This window comes from Bacillus luti, assembly GCF_009739945.1.
In the GTDB taxonomy this organism is placed as follows: domain Bacteria; phylum Bacillota; class Bacilli; order Bacillales; family Bacillaceae_G; genus Bacillus_A; species Bacillus_A luti.
The window spans coordinates 2,547,217-2,567,045 of sequence record NZ_CP040336.1 but is presented as its reverse complement, the minus strand read 5'-3'; the positions used below and the strand labels follow the sequence as shown (position 1 = coordinate 2,567,045).

The 19,829-nt window shown below is 34.2% G+C and carries 24 protein-coding genes and 1 pseudogene; 4 read left to right on the top strand and 21 right to left on the bottom strand.

Annotation, left to right across the window (positions count from 1 at the left end):
• Positions 1-80: 80 nt before the first annotated feature.
• The 5 genes from EUC40_RS13165 to sleB form a co-directional block, all read right to left on the bottom strand.
• Positions 81-578: a GNAT family N-acetyltransferase gene (locus tag EUC40_RS13165; protein WP_156575593.1), complete on the bottom strand. Its 498-nt coding sequence runs from the start codon at positions 576-578 to the stop codon at positions 81-83.
• A gap of 26 nt (positions 579-604) precedes the next feature.
• Complete coding sequence (locus tag EUC40_RS13160) at positions 605-961, bottom strand: DUF3862 domain-containing protein (RefSeq protein ID WP_156575592.1); 357 nt, start codon at positions 959-961, stop codon at positions 605-607.
• Positions 962-1,069: 108 nt separating this feature from the next.
• The gene (locus EUC40_RS13155) at positions 1,070-1,666 is read right to left on the bottom strand and encodes a YhcN/YlaJ family sporulation lipoprotein (RefSeq protein WP_071712031.1); all 597 of its coding nucleotides are present in this window, start codon (positions 1,664-1,666) and stop codon (positions 1,070-1,072) included.
• Between the two features lie 26 nt (positions 1,667-1,692).
• Positions 1,693-3,033 carry a germination protein YpeB gene (ypeB, locus tag EUC40_RS13150; RefSeq protein ID WP_156575591.1) on the bottom strand — a complete coding sequence of 447 codons (1,341 nt, stop codon included), beginning with the start codon at positions 3,031-3,033 and terminating at the stop codon, positions 1,693-1,695.
• 15 nt (positions 3,034-3,048) lie between these two features.
• Entirely contained in the window at positions 3,049-3,828 is a 780-nt protein-coding gene (sleB, locus tag EUC40_RS13145) for a spore cortex-lytic enzyme (protein ID WP_001249057.1), read from the bottom strand.
• Between the two features lie 145 nt (positions 3,829-3,973).
• Here sleB and EUC40_RS13140 point away from each other — a divergent pair, with 145 nt between their 5' ends.
• Positions 3,974-4,306: a YqzG/YhdC family protein gene (locus EUC40_RS13140; protein WP_071712029.1), complete on the top strand. Its 333-nt coding sequence runs from the start codon at positions 3,974-3,976 to the stop codon at positions 4,304-4,306.
• Positions 4,307-4,357: 51 nt separating this feature from the next.
• Here the strand turns inward: EUC40_RS13140 and EUC40_RS13135 are convergent, their stop codons facing one another.
• From EUC40_RS13135 to kynU, 5 genes are all read right to left on the bottom strand, one after another.
• Entirely contained in the window at positions 4,358-4,981 is a 624-nt protein-coding gene (locus tag EUC40_RS13135) for a Pr6Pr family membrane protein (RefSeq protein WP_156575590.1), read from the bottom strand.
• A gap of 16 nt (positions 4,982-4,997) precedes the next feature.
• Complete coding sequence (locus EUC40_RS13130; RefSeq protein WP_156575589.1) at positions 4,998-5,915, bottom strand: serine hydrolase domain-containing protein; 918 nt, start codon at positions 5,913-5,915, stop codon at positions 4,998-5,000.
• 116 nt (positions 5,916-6,031) lie between these two features.
• Positions 6,032-6,871 carry a tryptophan 2,3-dioxygenase gene (gene kynA, locus EUC40_RS13125; protein WP_156575588.1) on the bottom strand — a complete coding sequence of 280 codons (840 nt, stop codon included), beginning with the start codon at positions 6,869-6,871 and terminating at the stop codon, positions 6,032-6,034.
• A 33-nt stretch (positions 6,872-6,904) separates the two neighbouring features.
• The gene (gene kynB, locus EUC40_RS13120; RefSeq protein ID WP_071712026.1) at positions 6,905-7,534 is read right to left on the bottom strand and encodes an arylformamidase; all 630 of its coding nucleotides are present in this window, start codon (positions 7,532-7,534) and stop codon (positions 6,905-6,907) included.
• Positions 7,535-7,536: 2 nt separating this feature from the next.
• Positions 7,537-8,823: a kynureninase gene (kynU, locus tag EUC40_RS13115; RefSeq protein WP_071712025.1), complete on the bottom strand. Its 1,287-nt coding sequence runs from the start codon at positions 8,821-8,823 to the stop codon at positions 7,537-7,539.
• A gap of 159 nt (positions 8,824-8,982) precedes the next feature.
• On the opposite strand from kynU, the gene EUC40_RS13110 reads away from it, so the two are divergent.
• Positions 8,983-9,594 carry a TetR/AcrR family transcriptional regulator gene (locus tag EUC40_RS13110; protein ID WP_156575587.1) on the top strand — a complete coding sequence of 204 codons (612 nt, stop codon included), beginning with the start codon at positions 8,983-8,985 and terminating at the stop codon, positions 9,592-9,594.
• Positions 9,595-9,785: 191 nt separating this feature from the next.
• Here the strand turns inward: EUC40_RS13110 and EUC40_RS13105 are convergent, their stop codons facing one another.
• The 8 genes from EUC40_RS13105 to EUC40_RS13075 all read right to left on the bottom strand — a co-directional run bounded on the left by EUC40_RS13105 (position 9,786) and on the right by EUC40_RS13075 (position 14,996).
• Entirely contained in the window at positions 9,786-10,244 is a 459-nt protein-coding gene (locus tag EUC40_RS13105; protein WP_156575586.1) for an SRPBCC domain-containing protein, read from the bottom strand.
• A 153-nt stretch (positions 10,245-10,397) separates the two neighbouring features.
• Positions 10,398-10,631 (bottom strand): DUF3953 domain-containing protein, encoded by a 234-nt coding sequence (locus tag EUC40_RS13100; RefSeq protein WP_156575585.1) that lies wholly within the window; start codon positions 10,629-10,631, stop codon positions 10,398-10,400.
• A gap of 127 nt (positions 10,632-10,758) precedes the next feature.
• Positions 10,759-11,025 (bottom strand): DUF3977 family protein, encoded by a 267-nt coding sequence (locus tag EUC40_RS13095; RefSeq protein WP_156575584.1) that lies wholly within the window; start codon positions 11,023-11,025, stop codon positions 10,759-10,761.
• A gap of 112 nt (positions 11,026-11,137) precedes the next feature.
• Positions 11,138-12,988 carry a sigma-54-dependent Fis family transcriptional regulator gene (locus EUC40_RS13090; protein WP_156575583.1) on the bottom strand — a complete coding sequence of 617 codons (1,851 nt, stop codon included), beginning with the start codon at positions 12,986-12,988 and terminating at the stop codon, positions 11,138-11,140.
• Positions 12,989-13,110: 122 nt separating this feature from the next.
• A complete protein-coding gene (locus EUC40_RS26945; protein WP_167520148.1) occupies positions 13,111-13,284 on the bottom strand; it encodes a hypothetical protein in 174 nt (57 codons plus the stop codon).
• 17 nt (positions 13,285-13,301) lie between these two features.
• Positions 13,302-13,640, bottom strand: a complete 339-nt coding sequence (locus EUC40_RS13085) for an NIPSNAP family protein (RefSeq protein WP_156575582.1) — start codon at positions 13,638-13,640, stop codon at positions 13,302-13,304.
• A gap of 15 nt (positions 13,641-13,655) precedes the next feature.
• On the bottom strand, positions 13,656-14,210 hold the full coding sequence (locus EUC40_RS13080) for a GNAT family N-acetyltransferase (RefSeq protein WP_156575581.1): 555 nt from the start codon (positions 14,208-14,210) through the stop codon (positions 13,656-13,658).
• A gap of 18 nt (positions 14,211-14,228) precedes the next feature.
• Complete coding sequence (locus EUC40_RS13075; RefSeq protein WP_156575580.1) at positions 14,229-14,996, bottom strand: DeoR/GlpR family DNA-binding transcription regulator; 768 nt, start codon at positions 14,994-14,996, stop codon at positions 14,229-14,231.
• Positions 14,997-15,246: 250 nt separating this feature from the next.
• Here EUC40_RS13075 and EUC40_RS13070 point away from each other — a divergent pair, with 250 nt between their 5' ends.
• Positions 15,247-15,738, top strand: a complete 492-nt coding sequence (locus EUC40_RS13070) for a hypothetical protein (RefSeq protein ID WP_088096606.1) — start codon at positions 15,247-15,249, stop codon at positions 15,736-15,738.
• 104 nt (positions 15,739-15,842) lie between these two features.
• Positions 15,843-16,082, top strand: a pseudogene (locus EUC40_RS13065) (hypothetical protein); the annotation flags it as partial.
• Between the two features lie 82 nt (positions 16,083-16,164).
• Here the strand turns inward: EUC40_RS13065 and lpdA are convergent.
• Genes lpdA through acoB form a run of 3 tightly spaced genes read right to left on the bottom strand, consistent with a single transcriptional unit; the run spans position 16,165 to position 19,826 of the window.
• Positions 16,165-17,544, bottom strand: coding sequence for a dihydrolipoyl dehydrogenase (gene lpdA / locus EUC40_RS13060; protein WP_156575579.1), 1,380 nt, complete (start codon positions 17,542-17,544; stop codon positions 16,165-16,167).
• A 15-nt stretch (positions 17,545-17,559) separates the two neighbouring features.
• Positions 17,560-18,765, bottom strand: a complete 1,206-nt coding sequence (locus EUC40_RS13055) for a dihydrolipoamide acetyltransferase family protein (protein ID WP_156575578.1) — start codon at positions 18,763-18,765, stop codon at positions 17,560-17,562.
• Between the two features lie 26 nt (positions 18,766-18,791).
• Entirely contained in the window at positions 18,792-19,826 is a 1,035-nt protein-coding gene (gene acoB, locus EUC40_RS13050) for an acetoin:2,6-dichlorophenolindophenol oxidoreductase subunit beta (protein WP_156575577.1), read from the bottom strand.
• Positions 19,827-19,829 lie beyond the last annotated feature (3 nt).

Here is a 19,829-nt window from a genome sequence, read left to right as displayed (position 1 = left end):
ATACACATATATTTTACACCGAAAGTGATTATAATAAAAAAACTTACTACATGATTATTCAAGAGCAAGTTTTCATCTCATTATTTCATTATAGGTAAATGCATTATGATTTGTTGGCCAATGGGGCCCATTCTTCTTAAACCTTTATCTTGAAAGCCAACTTTTTCATATAAATTTTGTGCTGGAATATTCCTTTCATTCACAGCAAGTACAACTTCATTTTTTATTGGGAAATAGTGTTTTACAAACTCTGCTAATAGTAACAATGACTTTTTAGCGTATCCTTTCCTTTGACGATTGTGATTTATAGAAAAGGATGTTAAAAGTAAAGCATTCTCATTATTTGTAAATTCCTGTACTCTATCTCCCGTTTGTAATGCGAAAACACCTACAGGTACCCCGTTGTAATCTAAAATAACAATCACATTTTTCGTGCGATCATTTTTGGCTTTCTCCAGTAATTCACCTGGATCGGATGTAAATTGAACTTGTTCACTTGGTAAAGTAAATGATTGTATTATTTCTTTATATTGCTCTTTATATGGAACTAATTGAATTTCCCCTGTATGTATGTTCATGCTAAACTCTCCTGTTTTTTATCTTTTTAACTTAAACCTTGTTGTGATTTAGAATGTACTTTTCCATCTAGAAATGTAATTTCAACAATTGATTTAGGACTGCTTCCCTTCCAAGCAAAAATTTGTTTAATTTGTGCAGAATCTTCTACTCCTTCTTCTATGAGTAAATCCCCTTCATAACCGATTAAATCCTTCACTTCCATATAAGTCATTCCTTCATTTATTTTCGTGAAATGGTTTATATTTATAGATTCTTTCTGCTGAATTTCCGTCACAGTAGAAGAAGTAGCTGTTTGCTGTTTCACTTCTTTCGTCTGTTCACACGCTGTCATACTGAAACTGAGGCATAAACTACATAATATAAATGCACTTTTTTTCATCATAACAGTTGTCCCTCCCATACATAATTAAACCATATATTCCCTTATAAATAAACTGAATATTTAATAATAAGTAAAATAAGCCTCGCACAATGTAGTACGAGGCTTATTTTACTTATTTAAGTGATTATTCGATTGGTCATCTTGTTCTTTTCTCAATTCTTTCTCTTCATCTTTAGGTAATTGTTTATCATTATCTTTAATTGGATTCGTTTCTCGATTTTCAATCATGTCATTTGGAACTTGTGGCATTACTCGGCCAACAATTGCTGCTAACTCATCAAGTATACCTTCGCCTGTTTTTCCTTTTTTAATTTGCTTTCCAATTTGTTTCAGTCTTTCATACGTATCAACATCTGCTACAACGACTGCATTCGCACCATCCGGATCGTTTTTTAAACTTTCTGCAACAGAGTACTTAATTGACTCCACTCGAGTTCGGTCTAGTTTCGCTTTTACGTCAATACCTACAATAGCATATTTCCCAACTACTACTGCTGTCGCATCATTCACACCAGGCACACTTGCAGCTAACGATGCTAAATGATCTGCTGCTTTTTCATTTGGCTTATTTGATTTATTTGTATAATTAACATTTTTCATTGAGACATTTTTTTGTTCTGGTTTTTCGTTTGGATTATCTTTTTTTCCGATACTACATCCAGTAATAACGAAACAGAGCATCAATATATATATTAGGGTTTTCACTATTTTCACCACTTTACTATTAAAGTTTAATCATAAATTTTTTCAACAGCTTGCATTTTTTTCACTTTTTCCTCTGCACCGTTATTAGCATTAATGAAAATTTGGTACGTGTCTTTTCCTAAAGTACCAACAAATTCATAGCAAAGCACTTCATTATGCAAATCGTTTACTACCATTGCTTTTCGCTCTTCCATTACCTTTACATCAGGATTGATTTTCTTTCTTGCTTCTGCTGCAGTTAGCTTTGCCGAAGGGATTGTTCGTTTTTGATGTGATGCTAAATATTCTTTCGCCGAAAATCCAACGATAGAACCGTCATCTAAAGCAATTTTCATTTGGATTGCTTCTGGATAAATACGTACGTCGTTCTCATTTACTACATACGTAAACACACCGATATTGTCGTACTGAGAACTATCATACAGCTCCATATTCTTAAACTTATGATCTTTCAAAAATGTCAATCCTTTACTTCCTGCGTCATTTAAACTGATTTTTTGCTCTTTAATTTCTCGATTATTCATTACCCAAATTGGATATCCACCTTTACCTGTAATATCCATATAATACTCATTATTTGTTGCCGGGTCTTTAATTTTCACACTGTAGAAAGACTCTTTTGCACCTTTTCCACTTTTCTCAACATCGACTTTTTCGTTTCCTTTCAAATTCAAAAACGATTTTGCAATTTTGGCAGCCTCATCTTTCGAAATTGCTTTCCCTTCTGCTTCAAATCCACCTTTTTTATTTTTTTGTGCACTTGTAAAGGTCGGTCCGAAGTTTGTAGAAGAATATGATGTTACGTTTTTCTCTACAGTTTTCAATCCATCAATAATTGTGTTATCTGCTGGATCTCGGTTTGATGCCAGCGCCATTTCTACATCCATCCAACGTAAATTGTTTTTCAAAACAAGATGTTGTACTTTTCTTAGTTCATCTTGTATATTTCCTGCATTCGAATATAAAGTTTGTAACGTTTTATATTCTTGATCATTTAACGGTTCTTTTTCTAAATCACGAATGGCTGCACGGTAACTAAAATCACCGATATTCGCTAAAAATTCTTCTGTTTTATTAAATGGCATTAATGTTAAAGGAAGTTGTCCTACATCTGAACGAGCCTCAGATGTTAAACGCCACACATCCGCTAATGCAGGTGATAAAGATGAACGCGAATTCATCGCAAGTGTTGTGCCAATTTTATCGTGTAATAAATCAACTTCATACGCTAAATCATGAAACGCACGTTGATAACTATTTTCCGCTCGAATTAATACGGCATTCTTCTCTTGGTGTTCTTTATAACCCCAATATCCTGTTCCTACTACACCGACTGTTAATAATACAATGATAATACCTCGTAACATGTTGCCACCTCCGCTCTATTTACAGAAAATATGTTTACCGATCTTTTTAATTTGTGGACGAGTCCAAATCCATTTACTTGTTGCGGTATCCGGATTGAAATAATATAATGCGTTTCCTGTTGGATCCCATCCGTTAATCGCATCGAGTACAGCTTTTTTCGCTGTTTCATTTGGTGTTAAATATATTTGCCCATCTGCTACCGCAGTGAACGCTCTTGGCTCAAAGATTACTCCTGAAACGGTATTTGGGAACGATGCGCTTGTAACACGGTTTAAAATAACCGCAGCTACTGCAACTTGTCCTAAGTACGGCTCACCACGAGATTCTCCATATACTGCGTTTGCCATAAGTTGAATATCATTTTGAGAATAACCATTTGGAACATTCGTCCCTTTATTTTGTGGTGGTTTATTTTCTTGTGCAGTACCACCACTATTTCCTTTATTCGTTGTAGTACCTTTATTAGCAGTTGACTTGTCATACTTCGTTGCCTTAACAAGCATTTGCTTCGTTTTCGTCCCTGCTAAACCATCAACTGGCAATCCGAATTTTTGTTGAAAATTTCGCAGTGCCCAATATGTACCCCATCCGAAAACACCATCCACTTTTCCCGTATAAAATCCGTTATATTTCAAACGAGACTGCAGTTCAATGACATCTTCACCAGATGCTCCTCTTTGAATGACTTGATTAGAAAAGGCTTCTACATTTTTTAATTGTATACTACTAACCATCAAAGATAGTCCTATGAACGCAAGTAAAACTGCTATTTTAAAAATAGCTTTTTGACGCATAATTTTCCCTCCTTAATTACGGTAATGATTTCTTGGTTATGTTTTGTAAAAGCCTCGCTTTTATGTAAAGAAGACAAAAAAATCCAAACTAATATCGTTGAAAAAATATGTAAACAATATACAAAAAGAATAAAAGGAGTTCATCATGAAGAAATTGTTAAAGCGTGTCGCACTCGTCATTCTGTTCATAACAACATGTTCAAATATATATACCGGCTCATCAATTGTTCATGCGCAGCCACCTTATGCGAAATGGGGTAAACTTGCTGTAGAAAAGACGAAAGAACAATACCCAAAAGCAGAAATTGTCGATTATCTTCATATAGGCAGAAAACCAAAAACCGTTCAAGTAACAGTTGAAAAATTTAAATTGTGGCTACGGGAAGATGGAAAAGAATATGGTGTTTTTGTTGATGTAGAGTTTGATACGAAGACAGAGAAATTTATAAAGATGTCGTTCCAAAAGACAAGTAGATAAAATGAAAGAACCCCTACTGTTTACATTTTTAACAGTGGGGTTCTTTCATTTCTAAAATTCATTTTTAAAATTTCGATTCCCTAAAAATCTTACCAATATACAAATAGCACCAATTACAACTGCTATCCCAATACTGTATAAAAATACTCTACCATATCCACCTATTCTCGGATCTAAAAACGGATAAGGATACCAATTCACAAGTGGACCGCGTATTAAACTATATAAAACGTAAAAACACGGGAATAAGAGCCAACTTGCAGTTTGTTTCCAAGTGATTTTCTTACTAGGGGGATTTAAAATCCAATCTAAAAGCATTGCAATCGGCATGATATAATGTAGCACCGTATTTACCCATGGTATTGCGGTTTGAAGTGATTCTTCTAAACCTCTTAATAATAAAAAATAAATGAGTCCAGTCGTAAGTATGTATACAGTTGCCGCACCACGAAGTATACCAAACTGTTCTGAACGACCAAATGTGGCTGTTCCAATACTACTTAAAAGGAGAATACATGCAACTAAAATATTACTTTCAATTGTAAAGAAACTAAAGAAATTAACTGGATTAAACGGTTTCACTTGCGCCCTTATTAGAAATTGCGTAATAAGGGCGCTAAATGCTAAAAGGCTTAAACATAGTCTAAATAAAGATAACGTTTTTACACCTTTCATACATTCTCTCCTCTCCTTATATAAACTTATAATTCTCTTGTACATGCTCAATAAATAACTTTAATGGAACGAGCCCACGTTTAGGCATATGACTACTTATTACAGCTACGACTTCTAACTGCGGCATGATAACGATGTATTGCCCGCCATATCCCATAGCAAAGTACATACAATACGGTATGTGAAATCTTTCGTTATTCAATACCCACCAGTGATATCCATATGCCCCGACATGTTCATACGTTTCAAATAGAGCCATACTTGATTCTTCTAACCATTTCGATGATACGATTTGATTCCCCTGCCAATATCCATTCTGTAAACACAATATTCCTAACTTTAATAAATCTTTAGATTTCATTTTCATACCGAAGCCACCGACATGTACTCCTTGTGGATCTTGTTGCCACTCATATTCGGTAATTTCTAATGGATCAAATAAATATCTTTTCGCAAACTGCTCTGTCGTCATTCCAGTAGCTTTTTGGATAATGTAACTAAGTAAATGCGAAGAACCAGAGTTATAATTCATTTTTGTAGCAGGCTCTTCAATTATTGGCTTTGCTAATATGTACTGAACCCAGTTCTCTGATTCAACAAAATCATTTGGGAAAACGACCCCATTCCCAAACTCCTTCCAGTCTTCTCCTGTTGTCATCGTTAATAAATGATAAATTGTTAATTCACTTTTTTCTTTTGGTACATTTAGAATCCATTTTGTTATTGGTGTATGTATATCATTTATATATCCTTTATCTATTGCAATACCTATTAATATAGATACAATGCTTTTTGTAATCGAATTTATTTTATATAAATTACTTGCACTTTCTATCGTTTTATAATATTCATTTGTTAGCTCACCTTTTTGATAAACGAGAAATGTATTTACTTTTTTCTTTTCAAATTTATTTTCTAGTTGCTTGAAATCCAAAACTTTACCTCCAATTAAATAGTTACTTGATTTATTATATCTTGTAGGTTTAATTAAAACATACTTGTGTTCAAATAAAAAAATAAACCTGTCAGTTTTAGCTGACAGGTTTATTTCTATAATTTCGTACGAACATTCCAAAGCTCTGGGAAGAACTGTTGATCAAGTACTCGTTTTAAATATGATACACCAGAAGAGCCACCTGTTCCCATTTTATGTCCGATAATTCGTTCTACCGTTTTCATATGACGGAAACGCCATTGTTGTAGCCAGTCTTCAATATCGATTAATTTTTCAGCAAGCTGATATAGATCCCAATATTTCTTCACGTCCGCATATACTTCTATCCAAGCTGCTTCTACAGTTGCATCTTCTTCGTAAGGCTGCGTAATATCACGATTTAACACATCTTTATGAATTGGGAATCCTTCTTTTACAAGTGCTTGAATTGCCACATCATATAAACTTGGTGCATGTAGCGCTTTATGAAGGCGAGCATGTAATTCTGGATCCTTTTCATAAATTTTTAATGCATGTGGTGTTTTATAACCAAGTGCATACTCAATCATTCGGTATTGATACGATTGAAAACCTGAAGCTTGACCGAGCGAGTCACGAAACTCAATGTACTCTGATGGCGTTAATGTCGCCAGAATATCCCAAGATTGAATAATTTGAGACTGAATTTTTGAGACACGTGCTAACATTTTAAATGCTGGTTGTAATTTATCTTGCTTAATTGATTCAATTGCTGCGTTTAACTCATGTAAAATAAGCTTCATCCAAAGTTCACTTGCTTGGTGAATTACGATGAACAACATTTCATCATGGTGGTCTGATAACCTCTTTTGAGAAGATAGTAAACTATCTAATTGTAAATACTCCCCATACGTCATATTCTCTTTAAAGTCCGTATGAATTCCTTTTTCCATAATTATCTTTTCGTTTTCTTTCATATTAGCCAAACGCCCCTTTATATATATTTCTACTTATATTGGTCTAATAACTGCTCGAACTGGACTTCCATCTGCATCTGTTAAGGCAAGTGGTAATGCGATTAGTTCGTAATCGCCATCCGCTACATGATCTAGTACGACATTTTCTAAAATATGAATACCGTGTTTAAATAATTGATGATGCGCTGCTAATTCTTTATCATCTAATGGATCAACTGATGGTACGTCCACGCCGATTAAACGTATACCTTTCTTTGAAAGAAACGGTGCTATATCTGCACGTAAATGCGGAATTACATCTGGGAATTCATTAGCTTTACCATGTGAAGATGTGCGTAACAACAATCGTTCTACTCCTTCTAAATGAAAGTTTTCTAGTTCCTTTTTCCCGATGCTTTCAAGATTAGAAACGTCAATAATCCGCGCAGGTCCGACGTAAACTTGAATATCTAAATCTATTACTTTCTTTCCCTCATTATCAAAATGAAATGGCGCGTCAATATGAGTACCTGTATGAATACTCATCGTTAACTTTCCGACATTTACTGAGCCACTCTCTTCTTTCGACCATGAAACTTCATATGAGAAGGGTGTATCTCCTGGCCAAGTTGCAATATCATTACTTAGCGGTTGTGAAATGTCAATCCACTCTGATGTTTTCATGCTTATGCCACAACCTCTCGCTTATTTTCAAACTGCTTATACTCTTCATTTTTCATTATTTTCTTTAATATTTGTACAGATTTCCATACTTCTTCGTATGTGTTATATAAAGCGACTGGCGCAAGTCTTACTCCATTAGGTGCTCTGAAATCAGGAATAACCCCATTTGCTTTTAACGCTTTACATATGCGTGCTGCTTCTGCATGCTCTAAATAAATATGTCCACCTCGTTTTTCATCCTCTAATGGATTTCCAATTGTAAATCCGAAATCTTTTAATTCATGCTCAATTAAATCAAGCATGTATCTTGTAATATGTAAGGATTTTTCACGTAAACGTTCTATACCAGCATCTTTAAATATTTCAAGTGAACCGATTAAAGGTGCAGTACTTAATACGTGCGGTGTACCAATTTGATACGCACCTGCATGATCAGCAGCTGTTAATGTATGTTCCATATCAAACTGCTTATCTTTTCTAGAGCTAAACCATCCAGATAATCCTGGAAGTCTATTAAAATGTTTATTATTTATATAAAGTCCTCCAACACCACCAGGTCCTGCATTTAAATATTTATAATTACACCATACAGCGAAATCAACATCCCACTCTTTGAAATGATGTGGAATAGATCCAATTGAATGACATAAATCAAATCCAATATGAATGCCACGTTTATGTGCTTCCGCTGTTAAACGTTTCATATCAAGAATTTGACCACTTCTATATAAAACAGAAGGTAATAAAATTAAAGCGATATCGTCTTCCATTGCCTGGATAATATCTTCTTCCGATAGTGTTCTACCATCTCGGCTTTTCACTCGTACTAAATGTTCATCTGGATCTAATCCTTTTAAACGAATTTGACTCTGAAGCGCATAAATATCTGATGGGAATGTTAATTCATCAGCAAGAATTTTTGTACGTATTCCTTTTGGCTCATAGAAAGTTGCGATTACTTGATGAATATTCGTTGTCGTGGAACCGGTTACAATTGTTTCTTCTGGTAAAGCTCCAATAAGCGGCGCCGTCAGTTCACCTAATTTCTCCGAAAGGAAAAACCACGGATGTTCCCCTTCTGTCCAGCCATCAATACCATATTCTTTCCATGAATCTAGTAAAGTAAGTAACGATTTCTCTGCTCTTTTTGAAAGTAGACCTAATGAGTTTCCATCTAAATATATTGTTCCTTCTTTTTTATAGAATTCAGTTTGAAAATCTTTCAGTTCATCATGTTTATCACATTCAAGCGCAAATTCATAAGTTGGTTGAAATGGTTCTTTATACATGGTGTCACCTTCTTTTAATTTTCTTTTTATTCTAACTAATTGAAATATATCACCTTAATTGATACAACGTCAATGATATTATGTCAGTTGACATTATATGTGAACTTCTTTTACAATACAATTATATTTTCAGATATTTCAGTATAAAGAGGTGATTCTTTGAAAAACTCTACACTTTCAACAAGAAAACACCGCTCCTTAGAAACAAAAAAGAAACTATTACACTCTAGTTACACTATTTTTATTAATAACGGATTTCAGAAAACAACCATTACGCAAATTATTAAACATGCAGAAACTGGTTATGGAACGGCATATGTATACTTCAAAAACAAAGATGATCTCCTCATCGTTTTAATGGAAGATGTCATGAATCAATTTTATGATATTGCTGAGCGCTCTTTTTCTCCTCAAACAAAAGAAGAAGCACGTAATATGATTCAAAATCAAGTTAGAGCTTTCCTCCGACTAGCAGAGAAAGAACGAGCTATTTTACAAGTTGTAGAAGAAGCGATCGGGTTATCAAAAGAGATACGTCAAAAATGGGATGAGATTAGGGAACGTTTTATAAACGGTATTACGCAGGATATTACATACTCTCAAGAAAGTGGATTAGCACAGCCTGAATTAAATGAAGAAATTGTAGCGCGTGCTTGGTTCGCTATGAATGAGATGTTTCTTTGGACGATTGTGCAAAATAACAAAGAGGTAGAACTAGAAGAAATAGTATATACGTTAACTGAAATGTATACGACAGGGTTGTATGCATAGTACACTTTCGCAGATAAACAAATAGAACATATCCTTAACCCTTCTGAACTTACTTATTAGATAACAAAAAATTGTATTGATAAAGAACTATATGAAAGATCTATGAAGATTTTCAATGGAAAATCTTCAAATAATAAAAGCGTTACTCAAAAAATTGAGTAACGCTTTTACCTTAATATATGTCTTTAATATTAATTTTCTTTATGATACGCAGTTTCTACGCATTCTGCTAGACGCTCCATTTGTTCCATAGTTAAACCTCGTGAAATCCAGCCTGTTAACTTATACATCATTTTATAATAAAAATTACTAGGTTCATATTCTGAAATTAATGTTAGTGCTGTACCTTCCTCATCTTCTTCTAACATATAAGTCATTGCTGAATAACCTTGCTTCATTTCACTACCTAGTGAAATAATATGCGGTGCATCGTATTCAAGGATCTCTACTTCTGCCTCAAATATTTTCTTACCGACTTTTTGAACAGAAATATATTTATCTCCTACACATGGATTCTTTTGATCCATATTTAAAGGATAACGATTTTCTATTATAAACGTATTCCATTCTTTTATTTTTTCATCTTCTATTATGTAGTCACATACTACATCAACTGGTGCTTTTATTACTATTTCTAGCGCGAAACTCATTAAACTGCCCCTCTCAAATACCCTATCCAATTCTATTTTAACTAAATCATTATGCCATATTTTATATAGTGAAATACAAGTAGAAATTAAACTTTTATTACGAGAATGTTTATTGTAATAAGAAAATCGTGAATAAGTAATTTAAATACTTATTCATGCAAAATATTTTATTAATGATACAACAATTAAATATAACGCAACGAGTAGTAAAGCGATGCCCATACTTCTATTTTCTTTATTTTCAAAATTTTGCACCCCTAAACTAACTAACATAAACCCTAAAAGTGTTTGTAAAATTAGCATACTCTGTTCCGAAGCGTCATTCCAACTATAAATAGAATACCCCATTACAATTATCGCAAGTACAATCGTTAAGATCCTATTCATATGAAAATCCCTCCTATAAAAAAAGAAACCACTAAGCTTTCTTAGTGGTGTTATTAGCAATTTATATTTACTAAAATCGCTTTTTATGAATTTGATATAAGTCAAAAGAATTTCCTCGCCAATATAACTATGTATGTTTGCACGCTTTTTCTTTATTCAGTCTACTTACAATTCCAATTATAAATTTATATTCAATCCGCTTCTTCTTAACCTTCTTAAACCCTTCTTTCGTATCAAAAATTAAACACGTTTTCCGAAACCACATTCGTACATATAAAGACTCAAAATAAATAGGTTTTATAATTCCTCGTTCTTCAAATTCAGTTCCATCTTTATTTTCGGTTTCTGTTCGAACAAACCACTTATTTCCGATGCCAATTTCAATATACTTCACATAAGTCCTCCTTCCGGAAATTAATTTCTAACTATTCTATTATTTCCCCGGTAAGCGCATATTCCGACAGAACATGAGCCCACAAAGAAAAAGTAGATTACAAAAATCTACTTTATAGCTTATATTTTTGCATTCGTTTATAAAATGTACTTCGAGGTACATCTAAAAGTTTTGCAGCTAACGAAACATTTCCATTCGTCTTTTCTAACGCTTCTATCATGCTATCACGCTGTATTTTTTCACGGAAATTCAATGTGTTCTCTGCTTTATTTTCTGCTTGCAATTCAAGTTGATGTTGATTTCCCATCATTGTTTGTAATAAAAACGAGATTTGTTTTTCGCATATTTCCCGTCCTTGCGACAAAATATAAATGCGTTCTAATACATTTAATAATTCTCGAATATTTCCTGGCCAAGTATGCTGAGAAAATTGATTACAAATACTCTTTGGAAATACAACATTCCAATTCTTTCGTTCGCAAAAATGTTTTATGAAGTACGGAATATCCTCTTTTCTTTCTATTAACGATGGAACATATAACGGATAAACATGTAAACGATAATATAAATCTTGACGGAATTTCCCTTCTTCTACTAATCGCAGTAAATCTTTATGTGTCGCAGTAATAATACGAATATTTACTGGTACCTCTTTTGAACTGCCAATTGGAGTTACTGTTCGCTCTTGTAAAACACGCAATAATGCTACTTGCATCTCTGGCGACACTTCACCAATTTCATCTAAAAATATTGTTCCTCCGTCTGCTTGTTCGAATTTCCCTTTATACCCTTGGCGCCGCGCACCTGTAAACGCACCTTCAGCATAACCGAATAATTCACTTTCCATTAATTCTTTCGGTAATGAACCGCAGTTAACAGCTATAAAAGGGCCATTTTTTCTTGGGCTATTTTCATGAATCGCTCTCGCAACATATTCTTTCCCTACACCTGTTTCACCACAAACATATACACTAGCATCAGTTGGTGATACAAGCTTAATTTCTTCTAAAGTATGTTGAAATGCACTGCTCGTCCCAATAACTCCAGGGAAAGTAATTCCGTTTATAAATGAGGAAGTATAGAGTGCATTTTCTTGTTTATTTTCCTTTAAATAAATACATTTCCCAATCATTCTGTTATTACTGTATACTGGTACTTCTAACTTAGATTTCAATCCATTGTGCATTAAATCTTCAAGTTTCATTCGTGACCAATTACATACTCGTTCACGAATTCTCTTGCTCGCAGAAACGATAATATCACGATGATTACAAATAACAACTTGTTCATCACTGTCAATTACATCTAAAAAACGATGGATTAAATGAAGTTCATTTTGATGCACTCGAATACTACATTCACGTTCAATCGCATGTGCAATCGAAGTTACCATCCCGAGCATATATGGATGCGAAAACTCAATCGGACAAGAAAAATCTAAAACGCCTATTAATTTCCCATCATCATTATGAATGGGAGCGGCCGCACAGCTCCAGCTATGAGATGCGACAGAATAATGCTCTGTACCACTTATCATAATAGCCTCTTCAATTTCTAACGCTGTTCCAATCGCATTTGTGCCAACAGCTGCTTCCGTCCATTTTACACCTTCAATAAAATTAATATGTTTCGCTCGTTTCAGTGTTTGCTGATTTCCACTTAATGATAGAACGTAACCGTCTGGATCAATTAATAATGCCATCATTTGCAGTTCATCAATGGTTTTTCTCATATTTTGTATTTGTGGTATCGCTATATCTAGGAAGATTTCACTCTTTTTCTTTTGGTCTTGAAAAATATTAAAAGACAAAATTTTCTGACCTTTATTCATATGAGGATTCACATTTGCTTGTTTACATCGATGCCATGACTCTGAAATTCTTTCGTTTATACGGTTTGAATCAAGGACTCCTTCATCAACAAACTTTTTCCATGTATGTAAGTAAAACGGTGAAGCTAACATTGTATCATCTCCCTTTTAATTGTTTTGGAGATTTATAAAACATACTTTTATTATAAAACTGAATAAAAGCGTTTTCAATAAAACTAGAAAGACGACACAAATATGTTAATAATTTGAATATCTTAATGCGCTTCTTTGTTCTTTTTTAGTAACACTATATTTTGTATAATGGATGCAAGGAAAACACATAACCAAACCCACTTTTGCGGAGTATCATTTATAAAGAAAACTATCACCGCTATTGCAAATAAAATAGTTGATGCTAAACTAAAATATAATTTTATTTTAATTCCCATTATCCCTCACCCCTCTATCACTTTATGGTACATACTAACTCTTCATTTTTCACCTCTACTATGTACTCCTTTAAAACATATTCTTTCCCGCCATGTTTTTCATACCAATCATGTATTCTTTTAACATGCATCTCGTCACTTCTAATTTTTGATTCAATTTCTTTATACTGTTCATAACTATCATATTCCCATATGGCGAATATTTCAGTTGTACCATCATTATTATCTTTCATCCAGCGTCCTATTAGCCTAGCGCCATACTTTAATTGATTAGGTAAGTTCGTGTTAGTAAAATGCTCATTAAATATTTCTATAAATTCATTCTTTATTATATAGTACTTCCTTCTATAAAACATATATTTCCACCTCTTTTATGAACAGACTGAAATACACCTTCCCATTACTACCGTATTATAATACTTCCCATCCGACAGTCTTTTATCATTTTTCAAAATACCTTCTAATTCAAAACCTAACTTTTGATACAGCTGAATTGCTTTTTCGTTTGTCTCTAACACTTGTAATGATATCTTTTTTACTTCATTTTCATCAGCCCAGTGAATAGATTGTTGCAAAAGACTCTTGCCCATTCCATATCCCCAAAACTCTCTTAAAATACAAACGCCAAATTCTACTTTATGAGATAACCTCTTCAAATTTGACCCTTCACATCTTGAAAATCCAACGATTCGATTGTGCACTTCTGCAACTAAAAACAAATTCTTTGTCACTTCACTATCTGTTTTTATTATTTTTTGAAACCCTATCTTATCTATAAATCCCTCTCCAGCTTCTCTATCCATATTTTCAGTTTCGCCATCGATCTGAACTCTAATTTCCGATAACTGCTCGGCATCTTTCTCAGCTGCAGAACGAATTGTATAAGTTAATCCATTTATATGAAACTCTTTCCCTTTTATAATCATTACGAACTCCTTTTAAATCTAGTCTATTGATGACGCTATTACAATTTCTTTACCTTGTTTCTCAAATTCTTGAATCGTTTCTTTACTAGCTTCTTCATCTGTTATTATAAGATCAATTTCTTTCAGTGACTCTCCATTTATAAAGCAATTTATTCCGAGTTTATAATGAGGCGCTAAACAAATATTCATTTTAGCAATCTTACTTACTGTTTTACTAAAATAAGCAACTTCCGGCGTTTCATTACTTATACCATTCAATGAAATGCCACCACCTGTAGAGAAATGAAGATCAATAGAAAATCTACTTATCAATTCAGAGGCAAGTGTATCTGTCATATTTCCTGATGGTTTCACCTTTCCACCAATTAAGTACGTATCAATGTTCTTATATTCCCGTAACGTACTAGCAATTTCTATAGAATTCGTAATAACTGTAAATGATGTTTCCGGTAAATATTTTAACATAGCATAATGAATAGAAGCCCCACCAATAAAAATGGAATCTCCTTCTTTTATGTAGGATGCAGCAACTTTAGCAGTCGTATCTGCATTTATTGAACTATCACGATAACGTTTCGATGGTTCGGCAGCTAGGTTTCTCACCCGCGTAAGTTCAACCGCACCTCCATATGTTCTTTTTAACAAGCCATCTTTCTCCATAATAGACAAATCTCTTCTTATAGAATCGATAGACATATCGAAACTTTCCGCAAGATCTTTAGCAATTACCCTTCCATCTTTCTTAAGTAACTCTAAAATTTTCTCTCTACGCTCTTCAGTAAACATGTGCCCACCGCCGTTATTGAAGATTCTGAAATCTCATCCTTATTTTAATTATATGCATGTCTCTTCCGTTTTACAATATTTTCAATTCTTATTCACTCCGTTTTATTCAGCTTTTTCCCTCTTTCTATTCCATTAACTGGACAACGAAATAAATGCATATTTAGATATTCCGCAAACATACTTCCATTTACCTTCCTATTGATGTAAAATTATTCCTATGTTTTACTTTTTAACACAGAAAGGAATTACTATGAAATCTATAATTAAAGTAACTTGTACAGCATTATTATTTACAGGACTAATGGCAGGATGTAATGGGAATACTGCACCAAAACAAGAAAAGAGCGCTCTTGAAAAGAATGCAATGCACTATGGGGAAATATTTAAAAACGAATACTATAGAGCAACTGTTGAAAATGCTAAATTCGAAAAAATAGACAAAGAGTGGCGCCTCACAGCTCGCGTTACTATAAATAACGCTCGTGTTGACGGACAAACGATAGATCTTTCAGAAATAAAATATTTCATAAAAGATGACAAAACGGGTGAAAAATACGAAGGTGAAGTTATACAAAATGAAAATGCTAAAAAGGTTCCATCTGAATTCTCTTTAACTACCGACATTGAATTTAATATGAAAACTTCACCAAAAGATTTAAATAATATGTATTTATATATAGATAGCAAAGCTGCGCCGTTAACAGATACATATTGGAAACTTGATAATTTAGCATCTAAATAAAAAAACAGTCATATAAGACTGTTTTTTATTTGTAAAGTTATAAAGTTTACTAGTTACCTATCTCCAGCAATACATTATTTGCACAAATCATCACTTCTTCAAATGGACAATATATTTACTGGAGCAGTGGCTTTAAAAACTTACCATCTAGCTGGAACGACAGAATTTCTTCTATAAGCACAGCGTCACCTTCTGCAAGTTATTCAACGACACTGTGGGAGCATACTTCTACACAAGGATATGGAAAAGGTGTTGTATTTAAACACGCTGATTGGTATGGTAAAACTGCTAATTTATCTGATGAATGGAACGATAAAACTTCAGCCATTGACGTTAAAAAGTAATAAGGTATTTAATTTCTTCTATAAAAATTCAAACCACTATTCTCTCATTCATTTAGAGAATAGTGGTTTATTATATTTTCATTTAAGCATGTACAGCATGTCCTACAGCTTGCAATAACGCTTCATGAATCGCTTCAGTTAAAGTGGGGTGCGCTGCAATAAAATCTCTCATTATATCAGCGGTAACTTCTGTATGAATCATTACAGTTCCTTGTCCGATTAGTTCGGTTGCACGAGGACCGATAATCGAGATTCCTACAATTTCTTGATATTTTGGTTCCACAATGACTTTTACTTTACCCGTTTGTTCGCCAATAATAAGAGCTTTTCCGTTTGCAGTAAATGCAAATTCACCGATAAGGATATCACCGTATTGCTCTCTTGCTAATTTTTCTGTTAAACCGACGCTAGCAATTTCTGGAGCTGTATAAATACATCGAGGTACAGCATGATAGTTTACTTTCACATCTTCTCCGCTCGCGTGTAATGCTGCTGTCGTTCCTTCATGGAAGGCAACGTGAGCAAGCTGTATTCTACCAATCACATCACCTGCTGCGTAAATATGTGATACATTTGTTTGCATATGTTCATTCACAGAAATTCCTTTATTTGAAAATTGAATTCCTGCTTTTTCTAAATCTAATTGTTGTACACGTGGTTTTCGGCCGACAGAAACGAGAACAAATTCTGGATTAACTTCTTGGATACTTCCTTCATATTCAAATGAAGCTTGCTTTTTATAATTATTTAATCCTTTTAAAGCTGCTCCTGTAAATATTTCTACACCATCTTTTTCTAGTTTCTCTCTTAAAATATGTGCGATATCTTTGTCTTCACCAGGTAGTAATTGCGGTGCCATTTCAACAATCATAACTTTTGTTCCAAGTCGACTATAAATACTTGCAAACTCGCAACCTATTACACCACCACCAACGATTAATAATGATTTTGGTATTTCTTCTAGAGACATCGCATGGCTACTATTTAAAATCCACTTCCCATCAAATGGAGCAAAAGGTAATGCAGTTGGTTCTGAACCTGCCGCTATAATGAACTGTTCTCCATCTACTACAGCTTCTTTATCACCTTGTGTCACTCGTACACGGTGATCCGTTTCGAATTTCGCTTTCCCCTTTATTACTTTAATTTTATTTTTCTTCATTAAATATTGAATTCCTTGAACGAGCTGCATAACAATTTGTGATTTTCTCGACTGTATTTGATTCCAATCAATTGAAATACTTCCTTCGTTAAGCGTAACTCCATACTGATTCGCTTTTTTCACAATATCATGTACTTCTGCACTTTCTAACAATGATTTCGTAGGCATGCAACCAACATTTAAACAAGTCCCGCCAAGATCAGCTTCATCAATAAGAGTGACATCTTTTCCGTTTTGAGCCGCGATAATTGCCGCTACATAGCCAGCAGGTCCGCCTCCAATAACAACTAATTTATTCATTTTCTCACCTTCTCTTTATAAAAGAATTGTTACAGGTTCTTCTAAATAATCTTTAATTGTACGTAAAAATGCAGCTGCTGGTGCACCATCTAATACACGATGATCGAATGTTAAACTTAAAGGTAACATACTTCCTTTTCTTAATTTTTTCCCTTTATATACAGGAACATGTTCAATAGCACCTACACCTAAAATACCAGTTTCAGGTGTATTTAATACTGGCGTAAAATATTCAATACCGAAGCTACCTAAATTACTAATTGTAAATGTTGTCCCTTGCATATCATCACTATTTAAACTGCCTGCTCGTGCCTTTTGTGCCGCATTCTTAATTTCTTTAGACAACTCTACTAAAGATAGATTATTAGCAAAGCGAATAGCTGGAACGACTAACCCTTTTTCTAATGCGACTGCCATGCCTAAATGAACATGTTCAAATTGATGAATTGCATCATCTATATAAGCGCTGTTCATTTCTTTATGCTCCCCAAGTGCTAAAACAACAGCACGAGAAACAAAATCTGTAATCGTTAATTTATTGTCATATCGTTTTTGTACAGTATCAGCCATATTTTTATGTAAATCTACTAAGTCAGTAACATCTACTTTCATCGTTAATGTTAATTGCGCACTATTTTGTAAGCTTGCATGCATACGGTTTGCGATTGCTTTCCGCATACCGGTAACAGGAATTACTTTACTGTTTTCTTTTTCTTGTTCAAGTACTTCTGGAACGTTCACTCTTATTTCAAGCGCTTTTAATACATCTGCCTTGGTAATTCTTCCACCAGGACCTGTACCAACTAATGCCTTGATATCAAGATTTTCAGTTCTAGCAATTTTCTTCGCTACAGGTGAAATTTTAATTCTTTGCTTCGCCACTTCTTTCGCGTAGGGTTCTGGATGTTGTACATTTTGTACTTCTATATTAGATGTTTTTTCTTCTACAACATGTGTACTTTCATGAACGTCTACTTTTTCATTCGGTTTACCGATGTAGCAAATTACAGTGCCAGGTGGAACTCCTTCATCTTCACTTACAGCTATATCAAGTACAGTTCCATCAGCGGGTGCTTCTATTTCAGTTTCGATTTTTTCTGAGTTAATACTAGCAATTAGTTCTCCTTTTGCTACATTATCGCCTGTTTTAATATTCCAGTTTGTAATAATACCTTCTTTCATCGCCATCCCTAACTTCGGCATTACAACTTCTACAGCCATATTTCTCTCTCCCTTCTCATCGTTCATTACACATGCAATAAAGATTGGTCTCCGATCATTTCTGATACCGTTTCAATTACTTTCTCTGGCGTTGGTAAATACAACTTTTCAAGCGGTGGTGAGAACGGAACTGGTGTATGTGGTGCTGTTATTCGTTTAATAGGTGCATCTAATAAATCAAATCCTTTATCCGCTACGATTGCTGCGATATCAGTTGCTATGCTACATCTTGGGTTTGCTTCATCAATAACGATAAGACGATTTGTTTTCTCAACAGATGATAAAATTGTATCTTCATCTAGTGGTGATAAAGAACGCGGATCAATAACTTCTACTTCAAGTCCCTTTTTTGATAATTGTTCAGCAGCTGCAAGAGCGGTATGAACCTGTTTTCCAATTGCGACAATTGTTACATCAGAACCTTCACGTTTAATATCTGCTTTACCTAAAGGAATTGTATAATACCCTTCTGGCACTTCACCTTTCATGTTGTAGAGTGTTTTATCTTCAAAGAAGATTACTGGGTCGTCATCTTCAATTGCCGCTAACAATAAGCCTTTTGCGTCATACGGAGTAGAAGGAACGACAACTTTTATACCTGGAATGCTCGTAAATAATGCGTATAAACTTTGTGAATGCTGAGCTGCTGCGCTAAAACCAGCACCATGCATCGTACGTACTGTAACTGGCACTTTCGCTTTACCACCGAACATATAGCGGAACTTTGCGCCTTGGTTTAATACTTGATCAAGACAACTACCGATAAAGTCATTAAACATTAATTCAGCTATCGGACGTAAACCAGTTGCAGCAGCAGCCATTGCCGCTCCCATGTAACCAGCTTCTGAAATTGGTGTATCTAAAATACGATTTCGGCCAAATTCTTGTACTAGCCCTTTCGTCACGCCAAGTACACCGCCCCAAGCTTCATCATCTTGTAAATGATCAACTTGCGCACCGCCTGCAACGTCTTCCCCTATTAAAATTACATTATCATCACGACGCATTGATATTTTCATCGCTTCATTAATTGCAGTTGACATACTTACTGTTCTAGTCATTAT

Coding starts and splice junctions, on each gene's coding strand:
- kynB (WP_071712026.1), bottom strand. CDS start 7,534: ATGAAAACATCAGAGTGGATTGACATTTCACAACCGCTAAGTAATGAT.
- EUC40_RS26945 (WP_167520148.1), bottom strand. CDS start 13,284: ATGGGAATTAAAATAAAATTATATTTTAGTTTAGCATCAACTATTTTA.
- EUC40_RS13055 (WP_156575578.1), bottom strand. CDS start 18,765: ATGGCTGTAGAAGTTGTAATGCCGAAGTTAGGGATGGCGATGAAAGAA.
- EUC40_RS13165 (WP_156575593.1), bottom strand. CDS start 578: ATGAACATACATACAGGGGAAATTCAATTAGTTCCATATAAAGAGCAA.
- EUC40_RS13070 (WP_088096606.1), top strand. CDS start 15,247: ATGAAATCTATAATTAAAGTAACTTGTACAGCATTATTATTTACAGGA.
- EUC40_RS13105 (WP_156575586.1), bottom strand. CDS start 10,244: ATGAGTTTCGCGCTAGAAATAGTAATAAAAGCACCAGTTGATGTAGTA.
- EUC40_RS13135 (WP_156575590.1), bottom strand. CDS start 4,981: ATGAAAGGTGTAAAAACGTTATCTTTATTTAGACTATGTTTAAGCCTT.
- EUC40_RS13160 (WP_156575592.1), bottom strand. CDS start 961: ATGATGAAAAAAAGTGCATTTATATTATGTAGTTTATGCCTCAGTTTC.
- lpdA (WP_156575579.1), bottom strand. CDS start 17,544: ATGAATAAATTAGTTGTTATTGGAGGCGGACCTGCTGGCTATGTAGCG.
- EUC40_RS13085 (WP_156575582.1), bottom strand. CDS start 13,640: ATGTTTTATAGAAGGAAGTACTATATAATAAAGAATGAATTTATAGAA.
- kynU (WP_071712025.1), bottom strand. CDS start 8,823: ATGTATAAAGAACCATTTCAACCAACTTATGAATTTGCGCTTGAATGT.
- acoB (WP_156575577.1), bottom strand. CDS start 19,826: ATGACTAGAACAGTAAGTATGTCAACTGCAATTAATGAAGCGATGAAA.
- EUC40_RS13100 (WP_156575585.1), bottom strand. CDS start 10,631: ATGAATAGGATCTTAACGATTGTACTTGCGATAATTGTAATGGGGTAT.
- ypeB (WP_156575591.1), bottom strand. CDS start 3,033: ATGTTACGAGGTATTATCATTGTATTATTAACAGTCGGTGTAGTAGGA.
- sleB (WP_001249057.1), bottom strand. CDS start 3,828: ATGCGTCAAAAAGCTATTTTTAAAATAGCAGTTTTACTTGCGTTCATA.
- EUC40_RS13140 (WP_071712029.1), top strand. CDS start 3,974: ATGAAGAAATTGTTAAAGCGTGTCGCACTCGTCATTCTGTTCATAACA.
- EUC40_RS13080 (WP_156575581.1), bottom strand. CDS start 14,210: ATGATTATAAAAGGGAAAGAGTTTCATATAAATGGATTAACTTATACA.
- EUC40_RS13075 (WP_156575580.1), bottom strand. CDS start 14,996: ATGTTTACTGAAGAGCGTAGAGAGAAAATTTTAGAGTTACTTAAGAAA.
- kynA (WP_156575588.1), bottom strand. CDS start 6,871: ATGAAAGAAAACGAAAAGATAATTATGGAAAAAGGAATTCATACGGAC.
- EUC40_RS13090 (WP_156575583.1), bottom strand. CDS start 12,988: ATGTTAGCTTCACCGTTTTACTTACATACATGGAAAAAGTTTGTTGAT.